The sequence below is a fragment of the Flindersiella endophytica genome, assembly GCF_054779015.1.
This window is the reverse complement of sequence record NZ_BAAGYY010000015.1, coordinates 46,342-64,732: the sequence shown is the minus strand read 5'-3', so window position 1 is coordinate 64,732 and position 18,391 is coordinate 46,342. Positions and strand designations below refer to the sequence as shown.

Annotated in this window: 20 protein-coding genes; 10 read left to right on the top strand and 10 right to left on the bottom strand. The window is 68.6% G+C overall.

Going from position 1 to position 18,391, the window contains the following annotated elements; genetic code table 11:
* Positions 1 to 99 precede the first annotated feature (99 nt).
* From ACYVF6_RS15895 to ACYVF6_RS15870, 6 genes are all read right to left on the bottom strand, one after another.
* Positions 100 to 399 carry a hypothetical protein gene (locus tag ACYVF6_RS15895; RefSeq protein WP_460521827.1) on the bottom strand — a complete coding sequence of 100 codons (300 nt, stop codon included), beginning with the start codon at positions 397 to 399 and terminating at the stop codon, positions 100 to 102.
* Positions 396 to 2,351, bottom strand: a complete 1,956-nt coding sequence (locus ACYVF6_RS15890) for a family 16 glycoside hydrolase (RefSeq protein ID WP_460521825.1) — start codon at positions 2,349 to 2,351, stop codon at positions 396 to 398. Before ACYVF6_RS15890 ends, ACYVF6_RS15895 begins: the two co-directional genes overlap by 4 nt.
* A gap of 83 nt (positions 2,352 to 2,434) precedes the next feature.
* Positions 2,435 to 3,181, bottom strand: a complete 747-nt coding sequence (locus ACYVF6_RS15885) for an SDR family NAD(P)-dependent oxidoreductase (protein WP_460521823.1) — start codon at positions 3,179 to 3,181, stop codon at positions 2,435 to 2,437.
* Between the two features lie 100 nt (positions 3,182 to 3,281).
* Positions 3,282 to 4,133, bottom strand: coding sequence for a class I SAM-dependent methyltransferase (locus tag ACYVF6_RS15880; protein WP_460521821.1), 852 nt, complete (start codon positions 4,131 to 4,133; stop codon positions 3,282 to 3,284).
* Positions 4,134 to 4,249: 116 nt separating this feature from the next.
* Entirely contained in the window at positions 4,250 to 4,450 is a 201-nt protein-coding gene (locus ACYVF6_RS15875; RefSeq protein WP_460521819.1) for a DUF397 domain-containing protein, read from the bottom strand.
* Positions 4,443 to 5,303: a helix-turn-helix domain-containing protein gene (locus ACYVF6_RS15870; RefSeq protein WP_460521817.1), complete on the bottom strand. Its 861-nt coding sequence runs from the start codon at positions 5,301 to 5,303 to the stop codon at positions 4,443 to 4,445. Before ACYVF6_RS15870 ends, ACYVF6_RS15875 begins: the two co-directional genes overlap by 8 nt.
* Before the next feature lie 522 nt (positions 5,304 to 5,825).
* Here ACYVF6_RS15870 and ACYVF6_RS15865 point away from each other — a divergent pair.
* From ACYVF6_RS15865 to ACYVF6_RS15840, 6 genes are all read left to right on the top strand, one after another.
* Positions 5,826 to 6,038, top strand: a complete 213-nt coding sequence (locus ACYVF6_RS15865; RefSeq protein WP_460521815.1) for a hypothetical protein — start codon at positions 5,826 to 5,828, stop codon at positions 6,036 to 6,038.
* A gap of 14 nt (positions 6,039 to 6,052) precedes the next feature.
* The gene (locus ACYVF6_RS15860) at positions 6,053 to 6,469 is read left to right on the top strand and encodes a hypothetical protein (RefSeq protein WP_460521813.1); all 417 of its coding nucleotides are present in this window, start codon (positions 6,053 to 6,055) and stop codon (positions 6,467 to 6,469) included.
* A gap of 163 nt (positions 6,470 to 6,632) precedes the next feature.
* The gene (locus ACYVF6_RS15855; RefSeq protein ID WP_460521812.1) at positions 6,633 to 6,836 is read left to right on the top strand and encodes a hypothetical protein; all 204 of its coding nucleotides are present in this window, start codon (positions 6,633 to 6,635) and stop codon (positions 6,834 to 6,836) included.
* 43 nt (positions 6,837 to 6,879) lie between these two features.
* Complete coding sequence (locus tag ACYVF6_RS15850; protein ID WP_460521810.1) at positions 6,880 to 7,806, top strand: hypothetical protein; 927 nt, start codon at positions 6,880 to 6,882, stop codon at positions 7,804 to 7,806.
* A gap of 64 nt (positions 7,807 to 7,870) precedes the next feature.
* Positions 7,871 to 8,443 carry an ArsR/SmtB family transcription factor gene (locus ACYVF6_RS15845; RefSeq protein ID WP_460521808.1) on the top strand — a complete coding sequence of 191 codons (573 nt, stop codon included), beginning with the start codon at positions 7,871 to 7,873 and terminating at the stop codon, positions 8,441 to 8,443.
* Positions 8,444 to 8,446: 3 nt separating this feature from the next.
* Positions 8,447 to 9,643, top strand: a complete 1,197-nt coding sequence (locus ACYVF6_RS15840; RefSeq protein WP_460521806.1) for an MFS transporter — start codon at positions 8,447 to 8,449, stop codon at positions 9,641 to 9,643.
* On the opposite strand, the gene ACYVF6_RS15835 is transcribed toward ACYVF6_RS15840, so the two are convergent.
* Positions 9,640 to 10,077, bottom strand: a complete 438-nt coding sequence (locus ACYVF6_RS15835; RefSeq protein WP_460521804.1) for a nitroreductase/quinone reductase family protein — start codon at positions 10,075 to 10,077, stop codon at positions 9,640 to 9,642. The two genes, ACYVF6_RS15840 and ACYVF6_RS15835, sit on opposite strands and share 4 nt — an antisense overlap.
* A 55-nt stretch (positions 10,078 to 10,132) precedes the next feature.
* Between ACYVF6_RS15835 and ACYVF6_RS15830 the strand changes: the two genes are divergently transcribed.
* Entirely contained in the window at positions 10,133 to 10,573 is a 441-nt protein-coding gene (locus ACYVF6_RS15830) for a MarR family winged helix-turn-helix transcriptional regulator (RefSeq protein ID WP_460521802.1), read from the top strand.
* Positions 10,574 to 10,575: 2 nt separating this feature from the next.
* On the opposite strand, the gene ACYVF6_RS15825 is transcribed toward ACYVF6_RS15830, so the two are convergent.
* Positions 10,576 to 10,950, bottom strand: a complete 375-nt coding sequence (locus tag ACYVF6_RS15825) for a hypothetical protein (protein ID WP_460521800.1) — start codon at positions 10,948 to 10,950, stop codon at positions 10,576 to 10,578.
* Positions 10,951 to 11,021: 71 nt separating this feature from the next.
* The gene (locus ACYVF6_RS15820) at positions 11,022 to 12,218 is read right to left on the bottom strand and encodes a serine hydrolase domain-containing protein (RefSeq protein ID WP_460521798.1); all 1,197 of its coding nucleotides are present in this window, start codon (positions 12,216 to 12,218) and stop codon (positions 11,022 to 11,024) included.
* A gap of 128 nt (positions 12,219 to 12,346) precedes the next feature.
* Here ACYVF6_RS15820 and ACYVF6_RS15815 point away from each other — a divergent pair, with 128 nt between their 5' ends.
* Complete coding sequence (locus ACYVF6_RS15815) at positions 12,347 to 13,180, top strand: phytanoyl-CoA dioxygenase family protein (RefSeq protein ID WP_460521796.1); 834 nt, start codon at positions 12,347 to 12,349, stop codon at positions 13,178 to 13,180.
* Positions 13,181 to 13,420: 240 nt separating this feature from the next.
* On the opposite strand, the gene ACYVF6_RS15810 is transcribed toward ACYVF6_RS15815, so the two are convergent.
* Positions 13,421 to 15,262, bottom strand: coding sequence for a DNA polymerase (locus ACYVF6_RS15810; RefSeq protein WP_460521794.1), 1,842 nt, complete (start codon positions 15,260 to 15,262; stop codon positions 13,421 to 13,423).
* A gap of 222 nt (positions 15,263 to 15,484) precedes the next feature.
* Here ACYVF6_RS15810 and ACYVF6_RS15805 point away from each other — a divergent pair, with 222 nt between their 5' ends.
* Entirely contained in the window at positions 15,485 to 17,467 is a 1,983-nt protein-coding gene (locus ACYVF6_RS15805; protein ID WP_460521792.1) for a GTP-binding protein, read from the top strand.
* A 44-nt stretch (positions 17,468 to 17,511) separates the two neighbouring features.
* Entirely contained in the window at positions 17,512 to 18,387 is an 876-nt protein-coding gene (locus ACYVF6_RS15800) for an aminoglycoside phosphotransferase/kinase family protein (protein ID WP_460521790.1), read from the top strand.
* The last annotated feature ends 4 nt before the right edge of the window (positions 18,388 to 18,391 follow it).

Here is an 18,391-nt window from a genome sequence, read left to right as displayed (position 1 = left end):
CGAGACGCACGCACCACGCGCGAAGGCTTCGCGCCCGGCACGAAACGCAGAGTCGCCGGGTGCGAAGCCTGTGGGGAAGAGATCAGATGTGGTTGAGACTCAGAGCTTCGTCAGCTTGGGATTTGGCAGCGCGAAGCGCCGGGCGATGCTCGAACCGAAGTCGATCGTGACCTCGGTGTCGCCTTTGACCTCGATTACGGTGCCGAGACCGTGTTTGTCGTGTGTCACACGGTCATCGACCGAGAACTGCTCCGAGGGCTTCACAGGGGGCGGCGGGGTGTTGAAGGGGCTGCCGGGGACGAGCCGGCGTTTCACGGGGCGACGTGCGGTCATGTCACCACTTTGGTCGCTTCGCAGCACGAAGGACAGTCTTGAAACAAAAGCTTTGCCATTGCTCATGATCGTAGCCGTAGCAGCCGCGCCGCGCCAGGCGGCACGGTGAACCGCACGTCGTCGCGGCTGACGGGCTTCCAGGAGCGGCTGGCCGGATCGTACGCCTCGACGGTGCGCACGATCGATCCGACCGTGACCGCGACCGACGCGGACGCCCTGCGTGCGTAGTTCGAGAGTAGCAGCCAGCGCGTCGGATCCGAGGCGTCTCCGGTGAATCGCCCAAGCACGCAAGGGCCTCCGCTCACGTCGGCGACGTACGCGTCGGGCGTGAACACCGTCAGTCCGGACGGTGGGCTCGCCAGGCCGGCCACCGACACCGACTCAGAGACCAGCGGGAGCAGCTCCATGCCGATCCGCGAGAGGTAGCCGTTGTTGATGTCCTTGGCCGCGTCGTACAGCGCGGTCCGCTTGCCGTTACGGGTCAGCAGCGCGTCGGTGAAACCCTCGCCGCGCGCGGGATCAGGTGTCCAGTACGTGAAGTACTGAATCGCCTTGCAACCGTAGGCGAGGCTGATGTTGATCTGCCACAGCAGGTCGGCCGAGGTCGGCGTCGCGTGCCCGTTGTAGCCGACGCTCTGGATGAACATCCACGACGGGATGCCCGCGCCCAGCGCGGCAGCCCGCACGTCCGCCCAGTTCTTGAAGTAGCCGGTGTCCTCGCCGCTCGACAGGATCGGATAGCGGTCGTACGAGAGCTGGAGCGGCCGGATCGCCTGTGCCGCCCGTGCGTAGCCCGCGCCGCCCTCGAAGTTCGGCAACAGGTTGACGTACGGCAGCACGTCCGGCGCCAGCTCCTTGACGATCCCGACAGCCGCGGCCAGCGTGGCGAACTTGCCCGACTGTGGCTCGTCGTAGATGTCGAAGCCCGCGAACGACGCGTAGCCGTCGGCGCCGGCCGGGCTCCATTGCCCCAGCCCGCCGGAGAAGTCGTCGCTGAACAGCACGTCGCCGGCGGGTGAGGTCACGGTGACGTTGTCGAAGTAGGCCGACTCCGGTCCCGCCTCGCGGAAACCCACCTTTCCCTTCGGGTGGGTCGAGTCGGTCGTGGTGTCGACCACGGTCCCGTTGATCGAGGTCCGGATCGTGTTGCCGGACACGGCGATCTCGACGTGGTACGACGTGCCGTCGGTGACGGCGAGGTCGAGCGGCACCGGCCGGACCCAGACCGGCGCGCCGTCGACGAACAGCGCCTTGGCCAGATAGCCCGGAGCCTTCGGGGTCGTGTAGCCGGAGTTCGACAGCAGCCAGACGTAGGCGTTGCGCGAATCCTGAGCGCGGAACGCCAGGCCCGCCTGGGCGTACGTACCGCCGCCGCCGGTCTGCTTCGGCGTGACGTCGACCGCGAACGTGTAGTCCGTCCAGTCCGCGCCCGGCCGGGACAGGCCGACACTGCCTTCGCCGGTGCCGCCGTTCTGGAACAGCCGGCCGTCGGAGATGCTCCAGTAGCCCGGCGGCCGGTACGTGTTCAGCGCGCGCTGGACGGCCTTCCTGGCCTCGGCCGTCGTCACCGTGAACTCGCCGCCGTCATCTCGAACGTCGAAGTCGTGCACGAGCCAGCGGATCGTCGGGTCGTCGACCAGCACTTGCAGGCCCACCTGGTCGGCGATGCTCAGCACGTACCGCTGGATGTGCGAGTCGCCCCAGAGGTAGTTGTTGCTGTGCGAGAACGTGAAGCCGGCTTCGGCGATCTCCTCGTAGCGCCGCAGCGTGGTCTGGAACGGTGGCGGCGGCCAGAACAGCCCGATCGGGAACCGGTCGCCCGCCAGGATCGGCCCACCCGGCACCGCGACCGAGGCTCCGGGGCCGCCCGCCGGGACGATCGCCGCGCCGGCCGCCGCGGTACGCGCGCCGGTGACAGCGCCCAGCACGCCCGCACCGCCGGACAGCGCCAGCCCGCCAGTCAGGCCGGCCGCGCGCAGGAAGCCCTTGCGAGTGATTCGTGGTTGCTCCTCGGCCATGCCATAGCCGTACCAACGGGTCAGGGCCCGGTCAATCGGCGGTGCGCCAACTGGCCACGGGCCTGTCCGCTTCTTACAAGTGACTACAGGCCTACGATCGGCCCGGCCAGCACACCGCCGTCGACGGGAAGGACGACGCCGCTGATCCAGCCGGCGTCGTCGGAGGCGAGGAACGCGACCGCGGCCGCGACGTCCTCGGGCTCGCCGACGCGTCGCAGCGGGTAGACGGTGTCGGCCAGCTGCCGCAGGACCTCGTCCCGGCCGTCCCATACGCGAGTCCGGATCGTGCCGGGCGCGACGACGTTGAACCGGACGCCCCTGGGGCCGTACTCCCTGGTGAGGTTCAGGACCAGGTTGTGCAAGCCGGCCTTGGCCATGGAATAGACGACGTCACCGAACGCGGCGATGCCGTTGACCGATCCGATCGACACGACGTTGCCACCGGAGTCGATCAGATAGGGGAGTGCGGTCTGGATGCAGCGCACCGCGCCGGCCAGGTTGAGCTCGACCTGCTGGGTGAAGTCGGCGTCGGACGACTCGGCGAACGGCTGTCCCGACCCGAGGCCGGCGTTGTTGACCAGCACGTCCAGCCGCCCGAACGCCTTCGCCGCCTGGCCGATCGCCGACTCGACGGACGCGCGGTCGGTGATGTCGCAGCGCACCGGGATCGCATCGCCGCCATCGAGCTGGTGGGCCACCGCCTCGGCGGCTTCGAGGTCGACGTCGGCCAGCACGAGCCGCGCGCCCTCATTCGCCAGCCGCGTGGCGATCGCCCGGCCGATACCGCGGGCCGCGCCGGTGACGAAGCAGACCTTGCCATCGAATCTCACGACGCTGAGCTTATGAGAAAGGGCGCCGGACGCAACGTGCCGCTGCGTCCGGCGCCCTCTCGGCGTACGTGTAACGGGGGAACCCGTACGCCTTGCGTGCTTACGGCTTGCGGCCGACGCCCGCGAGGAGCCAGGCGCCGCTGGGGAAGGCCCGCGCCGGGTCCTTCGCACCCCACCGGTTGACCCACACGAGGTCGTTCTTCTCCGAACCGTCGTAAGGCTGCATGAGCTCCAGCCCTTCGAAGTAGCGTTCGATGTCTTCCTTGGTACGGAAGATCAGTGGCTCGCCCGCTCCGGCCATCACGGCAAGCAGCGCGTCGACCCGGTCCTGCGGCGGACCGTCGAGCGGAGGGTTCTTGCCGGGCACGACGAAGTGGCTGAGCGCGAGGAAGGAGCCCGAGGGAAGCGGCTCGAGGAAACGGCGTACGACGCCGTGCGTGTCGGACTCTTCGCCGAACAACTGCATGATGGACGCCATCATGATGCCGACCGGCTCGTTGAAGTTGATCATCTCGCGAGTCTTCGGGTCGCTGAGAATCTTCTCCGGCTCGCGAGCGTCATAGCCGAGGAAAGCGACGTTCTCAGCGCCCCGCAGCAGGTGCTCGGCGTGCGAGACCGTCATCGGGTCCTTGTCGTCATAGACCACGCGGACACTCGGGTCGAGCTTGTGCGCGACTTCGTGGGTGTTCTCGTCGGCCGGCAGCCCGGAGCCCACGTCGATGATCTGCTTGATGCCCTGGTTGACCATGAACCGAGTTGCGCGGCGGACGAAGACCCGGTTGTCCTGAGCGACTTCCCCGATTTCCGGGCAAGCCGTCCGTAATGCGCTGCACACGGTGACGTCAATTGGCAGGAACTGACCCTCGTCGGGGTTGATCAGGAGTGAGTAGAGACGCGCTGCGGTCGTGGTGTTGGGGTCGATCCCCGGAACGTTGAGGGTATCGTCCGGCACAACATCCTCCTTGATGACTACTGTGAGTGATACCAGAGCTTCTAGAAAAGGGGGCTCTCGACCCGAAGCTGTTCGAGAGCCCCCTTGTCTATTGGTCGGTCGCTCTTGGGAAGACCCTACCGGCGGATCGTCCCGTCCTTGACAGCGCCAACGAAACCGTTCCAGTCGGACGTGGCGAACACCAGCGTGCCGCCGTCGCGGTCCTTGGTGTCCCGAACGCCGATCGCAGAACCAACGCCGACCTCTACGCAGTTACCGTTGCCGCCACTGGAGAAGGAGGACTTCCTCCACAGGAAATCGCTGATGACACTAGTCATCTTGGATGCTCCTAATCTGTTCCTTGATAAACCGAACGGACTCTTTCACGCTGAGCGCCTTCGCCCTGGTCCGTTCGAATGCCAGCTCGTACCTTGCGATATCGCCTTCTGATTCGATTACCACTCCCTGTTCGGTCGTCGATCCCTCGACGAACACACCCTTCGACGTTGTCGAAGTGTCCAAGTCGAGGTCGAATATGCGGTAGGCGCCGAGTGAAGAATGCGGGCCTGCCGAAAACGGAACGACTTGAATTGTTACGGATGCGGGAGGGGTCAGAAGGCGAACGAGCTGAGCCCTTTTGCCCGGTCCAGTGCCTGGCATCCGCAGGAAGACGGATTCGTCGATCAGGAACGTGGCCTCTGGGGCCCGATTCGATTCCCAGATCTTCGCTTGCCGCCCCATTCGGAGCTCGACATTGGTTTGGGCTTGTTGTGGTGACGTGTCGATATCGACGGCTTCGATGGTCTCGGTCGCATAGGCGACCGTCTGCAGCAGACCAGGGATGGCGTTCGGGTCGTAATCCCTGATCCGGAAGGCCAGCTCCTCCATCGACAGCATGGCGGCTGTCGCGTGAGGTCGCGGACCCAAGTGCGACCACCATACCGGCTGGCGCGCCAGGTGGTGGAGGTTCTCCAGACGAACACGAGTGTCTCCGGTGGCTCCGTAGAGCTCGCACATCGTGCTCAGCTGGTGCCCATCGGGCAGGTTGTCGCCGGATTCGAAGCGGCGAACCGTCCGCGTGGTGCGGTCGAGCTTCTTTGCCGCCTCCTCCAGCGTAACCTCTGCCGTTTCCCGCAACTGCGACAGCTGCGTGCCCAGCAGCTGCTTATAGAGCGGACTCTCTTCGGGCATGTGGTCTTGTCTACCACCATCGCGGTCAGCGTGTCAATGACACGGTGGCTCCCAGACGGCTGGCCACCGCCAATACGTCCACGTACAGAAATGACATCGGCTGCCGTGACATTCTCCATCCGTGTCCCTTGACACGCCGTCCGCGGTCATGCCACCTTTTAGACATGAACGGTGCGGATCGTTCGGGATCGCCAACGCTTCGTGACAGGCGGCTTTTAGTTCGAGCACGAAGCGGAGACGAGCTGGTCCGCACCGGGACGGCAGTACCCCAGGTACGGCGCGGCGGCCCGGCATTCACCCTGAGACACGGCCCAGCCCCTGAACGGCGGGCCGCCGCGCACGACTTGCAGATGGTCATCGATGTGGCGATCGCTTTCCAGGCAGTGCCGCCTGGCGTGGCGCCGGCAGGCTTCTCCATCCTCAAAGCCCGCCCGCCGGCGCCCAACCCCACAGCCGCAGCAGAAGATTCGTCGGGCGGTGGCGCCCTCCGGCGAATCCGGCCGGACAAGGAGTGCGACAGTTATGGCGACGGACGTACCCGAACCGGAAGACAACCGCAGTGAAGCCCAGCTTCGGCTGGAACTAGAGCTCGAGGCCATCGCCGCGGCCCAGGCGGACGGCCTGTTCTTCACTTTCCACGACGACTTCGGTCCCGACTACGCACCCAACATGGGAGTGCAGGCCGGTTCCTCTTTCCAGTCCCGCGCTCTACAGCCCCGTGAAGGGCGCTCATGAGTGGGATCTGGACGTTGACCATTCCTCTTCTGCCCAAGATGCCGGCGGCCGAAGAATGCGGGTGCCCCCGCGAGATTCTTCCCGAAGGCTTCCAGGTCGAGTGGGTCGGCGGTGTCGGCCTTGCCGAGGCGCGGGACGCGCCCTGCGGCAGCTGGCGGGTTTATCAGCGCTACTTCCGGCCGCGGCCCGGCACGGAGTCGACGTTCCGGGTCAACCGGATCGCGACCGACCTGCTGCGGCTGGCCGACAGCACGATCGCGCCGGCCTACGAACGAGTCGTCATCGTCGGGCTCGGGCCGGGCGGGCGGCTCGCGCACGTACCGCACGAGTTGGTGACCCATGCCCGGCAGCTGTGGGAGCGCTACGCCACTCGCCGGTCCGGGATCGACCTCTATCCGACGGCTCACCTGCAGGTAGCGGCCGGATCCTGAGGCGTCAGACAGTTTCCCTGCAAAGCCCTGCATGTCCCTGCACCACCATGCATCGCTGTTCTTGCTGTTACTGCAGTCTCTGCTGAGTCGCTGATCGCCGAGACCCTGCTATCGCCACGTAGTTCTGGCGTGCGCCCCGCGCCGGAACACGGAAGGATCCACGATGACGTACCCCGCGAACGAACGCCTTGCCCATGCCGATGCTCGCTTCGATGTGATGGACGCCGAGCCGGCTGTGCCCACCAGGAAGCCCAAGAGCCACCGCGCCGCGGGAGGTGTGAGCCGGTTCGTGCTGGCCTGCTACGGCATCGGCATCTTGGCGGTCGCCTTCGTTGTAACCGCGGTGCTGCTCAGCCTGTCCCGTTAGTCAGTCCGTTCTTTTCAGCTTTTCCGCCTGCGCAGGGGCGAGGATGTTGGCCAAACACGCGAGGGAAACGGCACGACGCTGGGTGTTCGAGCAGGGCGTGGCCGTGCGCGGCTTCGGAGGTGCCTTCCTTTCCGGCACCGATCCAGCCGTCACCGTCGTCGTCGACGACGAGGAACGTCCGCCCGACCCGGTGAGCCTCTGTTACGAGGGCGTCGGCCTCGAAGTCTCGTTCATCTCCAGCTTGCGGCTGCAGTGCGCGGTCAGCGTCCTGTGCGACGCCCGCCTGGCCGACAGCTTCCAGGAACCCAACGTGCTCGCCGATCCGAGCGGCCACCTGACAGCCCTGCAGGAACGGGTCGCGCGGGAGTTCACCAACCCGCGCTGGGTCCAGGTCCGCTGCGCGGACGCGATCGACACCGCGCGCAGCCGGCTGGCCGGCATCGACGCCCATGACTCGCTCGCCAACCAGGTCCTGGCCTGGACTGCCGGCATGGCCTCGACAGCCGCCGCGCTGCTCCTGGCCGCCTGCCACGAGCCCGTCACCCGCCGCCCGTACGCCGCGGTTCGTGACCTGCTTGCCGAACGCGACCGGCTGGACTACCACGAAGTACTCCTCTATCTCCTCGGCTCCGCCGGCCTCAGCCGCGGCCGCGTCGAGTCCCACCTCCGCGGTGTTTCATCGGTCTGCCCCACCACCGCGGGCGACTGCCGCACCCTGCTGGACCGCGGCCTGCACCGCGAGGCCGTCTTCGGCCTGGTGGTGGGTTACGGCCGCGGCCTCGCACAGATGTCGCCTGCGGGGGTCGAACCGCCGGCGTGGGAAAACGATTTCGGGGCGCTTCTCACCGACCTCGGCGTCTCCTCCTACGACGACCGCCGCCGCCGCGCGGACCGCGTGCTGTCCGGCCTCCCCGAGCTCTGGCAGGTCGCGACCTCCCTGATGGCGGACCGGCCAACCCAACGGCCGTAGTTGGCCGCGATCTCTTGACAGCCGATGGCTGCTGGCCCACTATCGGAACATGTCTTCCCGGAATATGTCTTCCGATACTCGGCGAGGCGCGGACCCGCGGGCGTTGCGGGCGCTCGCGCATCCCGTCCGGTTGGAGCTGCTCAACCTGTTGCAGCGCGAAGGACCGCTGACTGCCAGCCGGTGTGCGGAGTTGCTGGAGCTGACGCCGAAGGTGTGCTCGTACCATCTGAACCTGCTCGGCACGCACGGCCTGATCGAGGAGACCGGCGAGGGCAAGGGGCGCAGCCGGCCGTGGCGTCTGGTGGTCAGCGGGCTGTCGTACGTCCACAGCCCTGACGAAGGTGCGTCGACCGCGCGTACGGTCGACGAGTTCGCGCGCACGATGCTTGCCCGGGACGCTCAGCTTGTCGAGGCGTTCATCGCCCGCAGGCGTGGACTGCCGACGGGCTGGCGCAACAAGTCCACGATGTCCAGCAACCCGCTCCGGCTCACCGCTCGTCAGCTGGAAGCCTTCGGCGGCGAGTTGCTTGAGGTGCTCGAGCGCTATCGCAGGCTCAGCGAGCAGCCGGCGACCGGCGCCAGGCCCGTGCACGTGGCGATGTACGCCGTCCCTGATCTGCGCGTGCCCGGCGAGTGAGTCGTGGCCGTCCGGTTGCTCGGGGCGAATCGCGACTTCACGCTGCTGTGGGTCGGGCAGGCCGTGTCGGCGCTGGGATCGGCGGCGACGCTGGTCGCGTACCCCCTCCTCGTGCTGCAGTTGACCGGCTCGCCCAGTCAGGTGGGCCTGGTGATGGCCGCGGGCGTCGTTGTACAGCTGCTGGTCAGCTTGCCCGGCGGTGTGATCGTCGACCGGTACGACAAGCGCCGGCTGATGCTGGCCTGCGACGCCGGCCGGTTCGCGGCGGCGGGGGTGCTGGGGGTGGCAGTGCTCGGCGACTGGCTGACGATCTGGCTGGTGCTGGCCGTCGTCATCGTCGACAGCGGGCTGGGTGCGGTGTTCGGCAGTGCGGAGCCCGCCGCGGTCCGGCAGGTCGTCGCCGGTGAGCAGCTGCCGCTCGCGCTTGCGAGGAACGAAGCCCGCGGTGCGGCGGCCGGACTGGCCGGTCCGGTGCTCGGCGGCGCGTTGCTGGCGCTGGCCCGGCCGCTGCCGTTCCTCGCCAATGCGCTGTCGCACCTCGTCTCGTTCTCGGCGGTGGCGGGCATCCGGACACCGATGCCGTCCGCACTCGAGCCGCGTGCTCCGATCGGTGTACGAACGATCGTCGACGGCCTGCGGTGGATCTGGCGGGAGCGTTTCCTGCGGGTCACGCTGCTGCTGATCTCGGGCAACAACCTGGTCTCGAACGCCGTCTTCGTGCTGGCGATCGTGGTGTCGAGCCGACGCGGTGACTCGGCGGCCGCGACCGGGCTGCTGGTGTCGATGGCCGGCGTCGGCACGTTGGCGGGTGCCCTGGTCGCGCCCTGGCTGGTGCGACGGCTGTCGATCCGGACGATCCTGATCGCCAACCGGGGTGCGTGGCTGGCGCTCGTGCCGCTGTTCGCGTTCGTCCACGAGACGTACGCCATGGGCGCCATCTTCGCCGTGATGTTCCTGTTGGGTCCGACCGGCAACGCCGCTGTGGTCAGCCGGCAGCTGACGCTCACGCCGGACGAGTTGCAGGGGAGGGTGAGCAGCGCGCGCGGGTTGCTCGCGGGTCTCGCCGGTCCGATCGGTGCCGGGCTGGCCGGCGTCAGCGTCGACCGGTTCGGACTGCCGGCCACGGTGGCCGCGCTGTGCGGCTGGCTGCTCGTGATGCTGTGCGTCGCCGGCGGCAGCCGGGCGGTCCGCGACGGCTAGGCTGCCGCGACCACGCGGAAGACCGCGATCCGGTCGGCCGCTGCCGCGACCGCATCGGGGGAAGCGGAGGCCGCCAGGCCGTTGTCGGCGAAGCGCTTGCCGGTGCCCCGGACCGTCGCCGTCAACTGGCGGAGGATCGGGCGGCGGTCCTCGACCGGCAGCTCGACCAGTCGTACGGTCGACGAGCGTCGGCCGCGGGACAACGTCATCGTGTCGGCCGCGCGTACGTTCGCGACCCAGGCCGCCTTCGGATAGGCCTGGAACACGTACTGCTCGCCGCCCACGGTGACGACCGCTACCGGCGCCGTCCGGAGCGCACCGCTCTTGCGGCCGCGCACTTCGAGCACCTGCATCGGGCCGAACACCAGCCCGATCCGCTGCAGCGCCACGACCATCCGGTTGGCGCCGTTCAGGAAGGCAGACCTTCGTTCCATGGCTTGGCACGATATCAGAACGATAGCAAGCATGCTAACTATTAGTCTGGAAGGCATGAAGGGGAACGAATGGTCGGAGGACAGCATCGGCCGCCAGCTCTTCCTGGCCTCGAAGCAGGCCCGGGCCTACCACGCGAAGCGGCTGGCCGAGGCGGGCGCGAGCTTCGGCCAGTGGACGATCCTCGCCACGTTACGGTCGGGGGAGCCGTTGATCCAGCGCGCCCTGGCCGAGCGGCTCGGCATCGAAGGGCCGACGCTGAGCCGCTACCTCGTACAGATGGAGGCGGCCGGCCTGATCCGCCGCCGCCCGTCCGACACCGACCGCCGCGCGGCGACGATCGAGCTGACCGACGCCGGGCGCCGGCGCTACCAGGAGCTCGCCGAGGTCGCCGTCGCCGGGCACAAGCAGCTGATGACCGGCTTCACCGACGCCGAGGTCGACGCGCTGCGCGACATGCTCCAGCGCATCCAGAAGAACGTCCGCCTCTACGGCTGACCTCAGAACAGGCTGACCACCAGCGGCACGGCGGCCGCCAGCAGGAAGCCGGTCCAGACCGCGACCGTGCCGGCAGCCACCCCCGAACGGAACCTGCGTACGGTCAGCGCGAACGCCCCAGCGGCGATCGCCAGGCTCCCGAGCGCGAACGGAATGCCCACCACGATCCCCACCAGCAGCAAGCTGTCGCGCGGGTTCGGCGTGCACCCCCAGCCGATCCCGTCGCAGCTGCCGTCGGTCTTCTCGTCCGGCGACAGCAGGAGCGCCACGACGTACGCCACGATCAGCCCGGCGTACCAGCCCGCGATCGTCGCCAGTCCTCGGCGAACGACGCGGGAGCGATCGACGGGTGCGGTCCGGGCGGAGGTTTCGGTCACAGTCCGACGATAGGGACGGACGACGGCCCGCATCGTCCGCTCAGCTACTCAGCCGGCAACGGACGGCGTACTCAGTCGTCGATCGCTTGGTACGTCGCCGTCCAGAAGTCGAGACAGTAGGCCGGGAGCCGTGGCGAGGTGAACATCCGCTGCGTGAGCACGATCCCGACGAGGTCCTCGGCCGGGTCGTTGTCCCAGACGGTGCCGAGCCCGCCGGCCCAGCCGTAGCTGCCCACGGACGCGTGACCGGTCCGCCTGGTCACGATGCCCACGCCGAACCCCCAGCTGTCGTTGACGAAGTCGTCCGGAAAGAGCCCCGACACCTCCTTCTGCGCGGACGTCAGGTGATCAGTCGTCATCAGCTCGACAGACGGCCGGGACAGGATCCGCTCGTTGCCGTACCGCCCGCCGGAAAGCAGCATCTGGCCGAACGTGAGGTAGTCGTCGGCGGTGGAGACCAGCCCGCCGCCACCGGACGGGAACGCCGGCGGCTTGCTCCACTGACCGTCGCGCTCGTCGTAGACCTCGAGCTCGCCGGTCTCGAAGTTCGTCCAGTAGCTGGTGAGGAACCGGTCGAGCCGGTCGGCCGGCACGTGGAAGCCGGTGTCGTTCATCCCGAGCGGCGCGAACAGGCGTTCGCGCAGGAACGTCTCGAGCGGCTGCCCGGACACCCGCGCGATCAGCACGCCGAGGACGTCGGAGCCGGTGTTGTACATCCAGCGCTCACCCGGCTGGTACATCAGCGGCAGCTCGCCGAGCCGCCGGAGCCACTCGTCGGGCGCGGGCAGCGCCTGCGGCTCGGGCGGACCCGCGCCGAGCTTCTGCTCGACCAGCGCCTGCTGGATCGGGCTCGGCTCGAACACCTGGCCCGTGCCCCAGGTGAACGTCAGCAGGTCACGTACGGTGATCGGCCGCGCGGCCGGCACGGTCTCGTCCAGCGGGCCGTCGAGGCGCTTCAGCACCTGGCGGTTGGCGAGCTCCGGCAGCAGGTCGTCGACCGGATCGTCCAGGCGCAGCCGGCACTCCTCGACCAGGATCATCGCGGCTGCCGCGATGACGGGCTTGGTCATCGAGGCGATCCGGAAGATCGTGTCGCGCCGGACCTCGGTCTGGCTGCCGAACGCCGTGTGGCCGAACGCCTCGACGTGTGTCTCGCCGCGCCGGCTGACCGCCGTGACCAGGCCCGGCAGGTCGCCGCGTTCGACGTACCGGGCCATCAGGTCGCGGCCCCGGGCCAGCCGTGCCTTGGAAAATCCTCCGGCGCTCATCGTGTTGCTCTCCTCACAGGGTGCCTGCCAGCAGTGTCACACGTAGGACCTGGCCGCGACCGGAAAGTCATCGCCCTGTCCCGGACATTTTCCTTGACGGGCAGGGAGTGAATACGTATCCAAGAATCATGGACCCATCGTGCTTGCAGTACGCGCTGACCGATGAGGAACGCAAGTCGTTCCGGGAGACAGGCACTTTCCAGATCGAGAACGCGCTGTCGCCGCAACAGGTCAAGGAACTCACGGACATCGTGGACGGCATCCACGAGCGCAAGCTCGCCTCCGGCCAGGCCGAGAGCAACAAGGCGATGTTCGTCGCGAACTTCATTCCCGAGCATGACAAGTTCGCCGACCTCGTGGACTACGAGCGGGTGCTGCCCAAGGTCTGGGACATCCTCGGCTGGAACATCTACCTCTACCACACGCACCTGATCGTCACGCCGCCTTCGGGACAAGAGCAGACGGACAAGACGTTCGGCTGGCATCAGGACTCGGGCCGGGTCAACCGCGACATCGACTCGCACCCGCGGCCGATGCTGTCGCTGAAGGTCGCGTACTTCCTGTCCGACACCAGCGAGGCCGGCCGCGGCAACTTCTGGATCGTGCCGGGCAGCCATCGCAAGGACGAGCTCGAGGTGCCGGACGGCGTCGGCCAGCCGGAGGGCGCGGTTCCCGTTCTCGCCAAGCCCGGCACCGCCGTGTTCTTCGACCGCCGCCTCTGGCACGCGGCCAGCACGAACTGGTCGGATGTGACCCGCAAGGTGCTGTTCTACGGCTACGGCTACCGTTGGATCCGCAGCAAGGACGACATGACGGTCGAGGACCTCTGGCCGACGAGCAGCCCGATCCGCCGGCAGTTGCTGGGCGATGGGCTGAACGCCAACGGCCGCTACTCACCGACCGATGAGGACGTGCCGTTGCGCGGCTGGCTGAAGGAGCACAGCCCCGGCGCGGCCGAGTAGCCGGCGGCTACCTGGTTTCGGACCAGCGCCGGACGATCGCGCAGTCGCCGATGAAAGCGGACCGCGCTGCTGGCTGCCCAGGCCTTGGGCAGCTCGGCCGCCGCCTTCTGGATGACGGCGTTGCGCGCGAACCGCCCGCTCCCGGTGTAGGTGCTGGGGTTGAGCCGGTGGCACGTCGGCCGCATCGGTGTCGAGCGGCTCGTCGTTGAACTCCGCGGGTGCGGCGGAGCTGGCCGGCGGCTATTTGGCTTCGGACCATCGCCGGACGATCGCGCAGTCGGCGATGAAGCGGACCGCGCTGCCCGCCGCCCAGGCGCGTGCGGTCGAGGCCAGCGCGCGGTTGAGCAGCTCGGCGGTGGCGTCGGCGTGTTCGGCGCGGACGTGGACCAGCAGCTCGTCGTGCAGGCACAGCACGATCCGCCCGTCGTACGGCAGCAGCCCGATCCGCACGCTGGCCGCCCAGGCCTTGAACAGCTCGGCCGCCGCCCCCTGGATGACGGCGTTGCGCGCGAACCGCCCGCGCCCGGTGTAGGCGTTGGGGTTGAGCCGCTGCCCCGGCGGCACGTCGGCCACGTCGGCGTCGAGCGGCTCGTCGTCGAACTCCACGGGTGCGGCGGAGCGTGGCCGCAGCCGGAGCAGCCGGCCACCCCACGTACGGATGTCGACGCCGGTGCGCCCGGCGTCTTCGGCGGAGCGTAAGTAGGCAATGGCTTTCGGGTATTCGGCTTCCATCCGCTTCAGCGCGGCCGCCGCCGCTCCGGCGGTGCCGCCGTACATCGCCGACAGTACGGCGACCTTCGCCGTCGGCCGGTCGCATTCGAGTTGCTCGGCGACCGGCGCGTACATGTCGTCGGACCGGGCGGCGTGGGTCAGCGCCGGATCGCCGGAGACGACGGCCAGCACGCGAGGCTCGATCTGCCCGAGGTCGGCGCGTACGAGCAGGTGGCCGGGCTCGGCGGCCACCGCGATCCGGATCTCCGCGGGCAGGCTGTGCAGCCCGGCCTGCGCGGTCATCCGCCCCGCGGCACCGTCGGAAGCGCCCCAGCCACCGCGTACCCGCCCGTCGGCGTCGAGGTGGTCGTCGAGCCAGCGATAGCCGTACGTCGTGGCGATCCGCTCGGCCTTGCGCCAGTCGAGCAGGGCCGCGACGCCCGGATGCGAGTCGCGAAACGGCTCCAGCCGCCACGAGCGCGTGTCGGGCAGCTCGAACCCCAGCCGGCGCAGGAGCTCGCGTACCTGCGCCGGGCTGCGCAGGTCGGGTGAGCTCGCGGAGCTGTGCTCTCCTGAGGGCGACCCCACACCCCCGAAGTGCCGCAGCACCTCGGCGTCGCGGGCGGTCCGGATCTCGGCTTCTTCGGCTGGCGTCTTCGGGCGCTCGCCGATGTAGCCCGCGATGAACTGCTCGGCCGAACCCACGTCGACCGGAAGCCCGTCGTGCTCGAGCTCGACCGCGAGCAGAGCCGCGGCCGACTCGGCGTAGGCAGTGAGTTTCGCCAACGGTGGTTGATGTTTCTCCAGCCGCGGGTCCTCGACCGCCTGCAGCTGACGGTCCTGGACAGCTTGTACGCGCAGTGCCAGCAGCGACCACTGCGCGGCCTGCTCGAGGTCGGGAGCCGCCTCGGCCCAGCCCGGGTTGAGCCGCCCGTCGTCGAGCACCGGGCGCAGGTCGGCGTCGGCCATCGCGGCCAGGTCGAGCAGCGTCGGCTCGTCGTCGCGGCCGCGCCGCCTGGGTGGCGGTGGCTCCGGCAGGTCGTGGACGGCGGCCCAGACCGCGGGCGGGTCGTCGCGGTGCCCGCCGTAGAGCACGCGGTGCGTGGCGGCGAGGTCCCAGCAGGTGCGCAAGCGCACGTTGCCCGCGACGAGCGCCCGCGCCGTGACGTGTGCCGACCACCACACCCAGCGCGGTTGGTACGCCTCGGCGATCCGCCCGACGACCGCGGCCGGATCAGGTGCGGGCACCGACCAGTGCCGGTCGCCGGCCGCGAGTGCGAGTCCGGCGCCGGGTACGACGGTCAGCGCGACCAGCCGGCCCGGCCGATCACAGATCGTGGCCAGCTCGCGGAACACCTGGTCGCCTGTCACGTGCCTATCTTGCCGGGCACCACCCCCAGACCATCGCCCAGACCACAGCGCGGAGGCCGAAAACCGCTGGCGCCCGGCTCCAGCCCCGGACTAGGCTCCGCCCTCGTAACATCTGGCACGTGTCAGCAGCACAGGCAGTACAGAAACGGAGTCGACCGATGCGCGAGGCCACCAACGTTCCCGAGGCACTTCGACCGGCGACCCGTTTGGTGGCACTGACACGTGAAGACCGTAAATCTTGGAATCGTCGCGCATGTTGACGCCGGAAAGACCAGCCTGACCGAGCGCCTGCTCTACAACGCGGGCGTCATCCGCAAGCTCGGTAGCGTCGACAGCGGCACGACGCAGACCGACACGATGGACCTCGAGCGCCGGCGTGGCATCACGATCCGCGCCGCGGTCACGTCGTTCACGGTCAGCGACCTGACGCTCAACCTGATCGACACGCCAGGGCACCCGGAGTTCATCTCCGAGGTCGAACGCGCGCTGCGCGTGCTCGACGGCGCGATCCTGGTCGTCTCGGCGGTCGAGGGTGTTCAGGCACAAACCCGGATTCTCATGCGTACGTTGACGAAACTGGGCATTCCGACCCTGCTCTTCGTCAACAAGGTCGACCGGATGGGCGCGCGGTACGACGGCCTGCTGGCCGAGATCGCCCGCCGGCTCACGCCGTACGCCGTCGCGATGAGCACGGTCGGCGAGCTCGGTACCAAGCAGGCCGCCGTCCGCAGCCTTCCGTTCGACGATCCGGTGCACCTGGAACGCGTGGCCGAGGTGCTGGCGGAGCACAACGAGGACTTCCTGGCGGCCTACGTCGACGGCGTACGAGACCCGGCCGCGCTGCGGGCCGAACTGATCGCGCAGGCGGTCAAGGGAAGCGTGCACCCCGTCTACTTCGGCTCCGCCATCACCGGCGTGGGCGTGGCAGAGCTGGTCGAAGGCGTCCGCCAGTACCTTCCCGCCGGCCAGCGGGCCGGCGCGAACGGCGACAGCGACCTGCTCGGCACTGTGTTCAAGATCGACCGGGGGAGTGCGGGCGAGAAGATCGCGTACGTCCGGCTCTACTCCGGTTCGGTCGGCGTGCGCGAGCAGGTCTCGTACTTTCGTGGCAGCCGTACAGGCGACCTGGTCGAGCACAGCGCCAAGGTCACCGGCCTACGGGTGTTCGAGAACGGCCGGGCCGCGCAGCTTCCACGCGCCGAGGCCGGCTCGATCGCAACCCTGCAAGGGCTTGGCGACATCCAGATCGGCGACCAGCTCGGCCGGCCCGGGCTGCTGCCGTCGGTGACCTCGTTCGCTCCGCCGACGATCGAGACCGTCGTCCGGCCGGCCGACCCGGCGGCTCAGGCCGACCTCTACACCGCGCTGCAGCAGCTGGCCGAGCAGGACCCCTTCATCAACATCCGGCTCGACACCGAGCGGCACCAGATCTCGGTCTGCCTGTACGGCGAGGTGCAGCAGGAGGTGCTGAAGTCGCAGCTGGAGGACGAGTTCGGCGTCGACGTCTCGTTCGACGAAGGGCAGACGATCCATGCCGAACGGGTGACCGGTGTCGGCCGGGCGTACGAGCTGATGGGGCCGGGCAACCCGTTTGCCGCCACGGTCGGCCTGCGCGTCGAACCGGGTCCGGTGGGCAGCGGAGTGAGCTACGGCATCGAGGTGCAGCGCGGATCGCTGCTGCGCTCGTTCCACACGGCGATCGAGGACACGGTCCACGAGTGCCTTCGGCAGGGCCTGTACGGCTGGGAGGTTCTCGACTGCAAGGTGACCTTGACGCACTCGGCGTACAACAGCGTCAGTTCGTCGGCCGGTGACTTTCGCAGGCTCACGCCGCTGGTGCTGATGTCGGCGTTGCGGGAGGCCGGCACGCGGGTCTTCGAGCCGATCAACCACTACGAGCTGGAGGTCCCACCGGACACCGTGAGCGTCGTGATGGCCAAGCTGCTCGACGCCGGCGCGTCGACGGACTCGACGGTGATCGGAGCCGATATCGCTGTACTGGAAGGGCTGATCCCGGCCGGCCGGGCGCGTGGCGTCGAGATCCAGGTGCCTGGGCTGACGCATGGCGAGGGCGTCTTCCTCTCGCAGTTCTCGGGCTATCGGAGCCTGGGCGACGTACCCGATCCGCCTCGGCGGCCGCGGCTGGACGACAACCCGCTCGACCGCAAGGCGTACTTGCTCAACCTCGGGCTGCACAGCAGGTAGTAATTGGCTTGCGTTTCCTGGCTTGCGATGGAGAGCATCGGGCCATGGAACCCTCCGATGTCCGGCGTGCGGTCGACGCCGCCCGTGCGGCTGCCTCCGCGCTCGGCCTGCGAGCCGACGATGCGGTCGTCGTCAACAACTCCGACCGCATCGCCATGCGCCTGCTTCCCTGCGACGTGCTCGCGCGGGTGGCACCGGCGGCGTGGGACGAGGGCATGGCGTACGAAGTGGAGGTTGCCCGCCGTCTTACCGAGACCGGCAGCCCGGTGGGTGAGCTCGAGCCTCGGGTCTCGCCGAGCGTCTACGTGCGGGACGGCTTCGCCATCACGCTGTGGACGTACTACGAGACCGTCGTTTCCGACGGTAGCGCAGGCGTGGCGTCCGATCATCTCGGTATGTCTTCGGACCTGACACCTGCGGACTACGCGGACGCACTCGTTCACATCCATGCCGGCCTGCGGCGGGTCGAGGTGGCGGCACCGCACATCTCCGTTCGCATCGCCGACTGGACGGCAAGCGCCGAAGACCGGGAGTCGACTCCGGACCTCGGCGAGGGTGACCGCGAGCTGATCAGCTCCACGCTCAGGCGGGTGGGCGCGGCTATCCACCGTTGGGGTGCGGTCGAGCAGCTGGTGCACGGTGAGCCGCATCCGGGGAACGTGCTCAGCACCGTGAAAGGGCCGCTGTTCATCGACGTCGGGACGTGCCAGCGGGGACCGGTGGAGTACGACCTCTCGTATGCGCCGGACGAGGTCGCGGAGCTGTATCCGGGGGCCGACCTGGAGCTCGTACACCAGTTCCGCATCCTCATGTGGGCGGGCGTCGCGGCGATGCGCTGGAACCGTGACGACCAGTTCCCCGACCGGGAGTACTGGAGGGTCGAGACGCTCCGGCAGCTTCGAACCGCGCTCGATCGTTAGGGCG

Excerpts from the sequence above, each read along its gene's own strand:
- ACYVF6_RS15895 (WP_460521827.1), bottom strand. The coding sequence starts at position 399 with ATGAGCAATGGCAAAGCTTTTGTTTCAAGACTGTCCTTCGTGCTGCGA.
- ACYVF6_RS15890 (WP_460521825.1), bottom strand. The coding sequence starts at position 2,351 with ATGGCCGAGGAGCAACCACGAATCACTCGCAAGGGCTTCCTGCGCGCG.
- ACYVF6_RS15875 (WP_460521819.1), bottom strand. The coding sequence starts at position 4,450 with ATGACTAGTGTCATCAGCGATTTCCTGTGGAGGAAGTCCTCCTTCTCC.
- ACYVF6_RS15870 (WP_460521817.1), bottom strand. The coding sequence starts at position 5,303 with ATGCCCGAAGAGAGTCCGCTCTATAAGCAGCTGCTGGGCACGCAGCTG.
- ACYVF6_RS15865 (WP_460521815.1), top strand. The coding sequence starts at position 5,826 with ATGGCGACGGACGTACCCGAACCGGAAGACAACCGCAGTGAAGCCCAG.
- ACYVF6_RS15855 (WP_460521812.1), top strand. The coding sequence starts at position 6,633 with ATGACGTACCCCGCGAACGAACGCCTTGCCCATGCCGATGCTCGCTTC.
- ACYVF6_RS15850 (WP_460521810.1), top strand. The coding sequence starts at position 6,880 with ATGTTGGCCAAACACGCGAGGGAAACGGCACGACGCTGGGTGTTCGAG.
- ACYVF6_RS15845 (WP_460521808.1), top strand. The coding sequence starts at position 7,871 with ATGTCTTCCGATACTCGGCGAGGCGCGGACCCGCGGGCGTTGCGGGCG.
- ACYVF6_RS15835 (WP_460521804.1), bottom strand. The coding sequence starts at position 10,077 with ATGGAACGAAGGTCTGCCTTCCTGAACGGCGCCAACCGGATGGTCGTG.
- ACYVF6_RS15830 (WP_460521802.1), top strand. The coding sequence starts at position 10,133 with ATGAAGGGGAACGAATGGTCGGAGGACAGCATCGGCCGCCAGCTCTTC.
- ACYVF6_RS15820 (WP_460521798.1), bottom strand. The coding sequence starts at position 12,218 with ATGAGCGCCGGAGGATTTTCCAAGGCACGGCTGGCCCGGGGCCGCGAC.
- ACYVF6_RS15815 (WP_460521796.1), top strand. The coding sequence starts at position 12,347 with ATGGACCCATCGTGCTTGCAGTACGCGCTGACCGATGAGGAACGCAAG.
- ACYVF6_RS15800 (WP_460521790.1), top strand. The coding sequence starts at position 17,512 with ATGGAACCCTCCGATGTCCGGCGTGCGGTCGACGCCGCCCGTGCGGCT.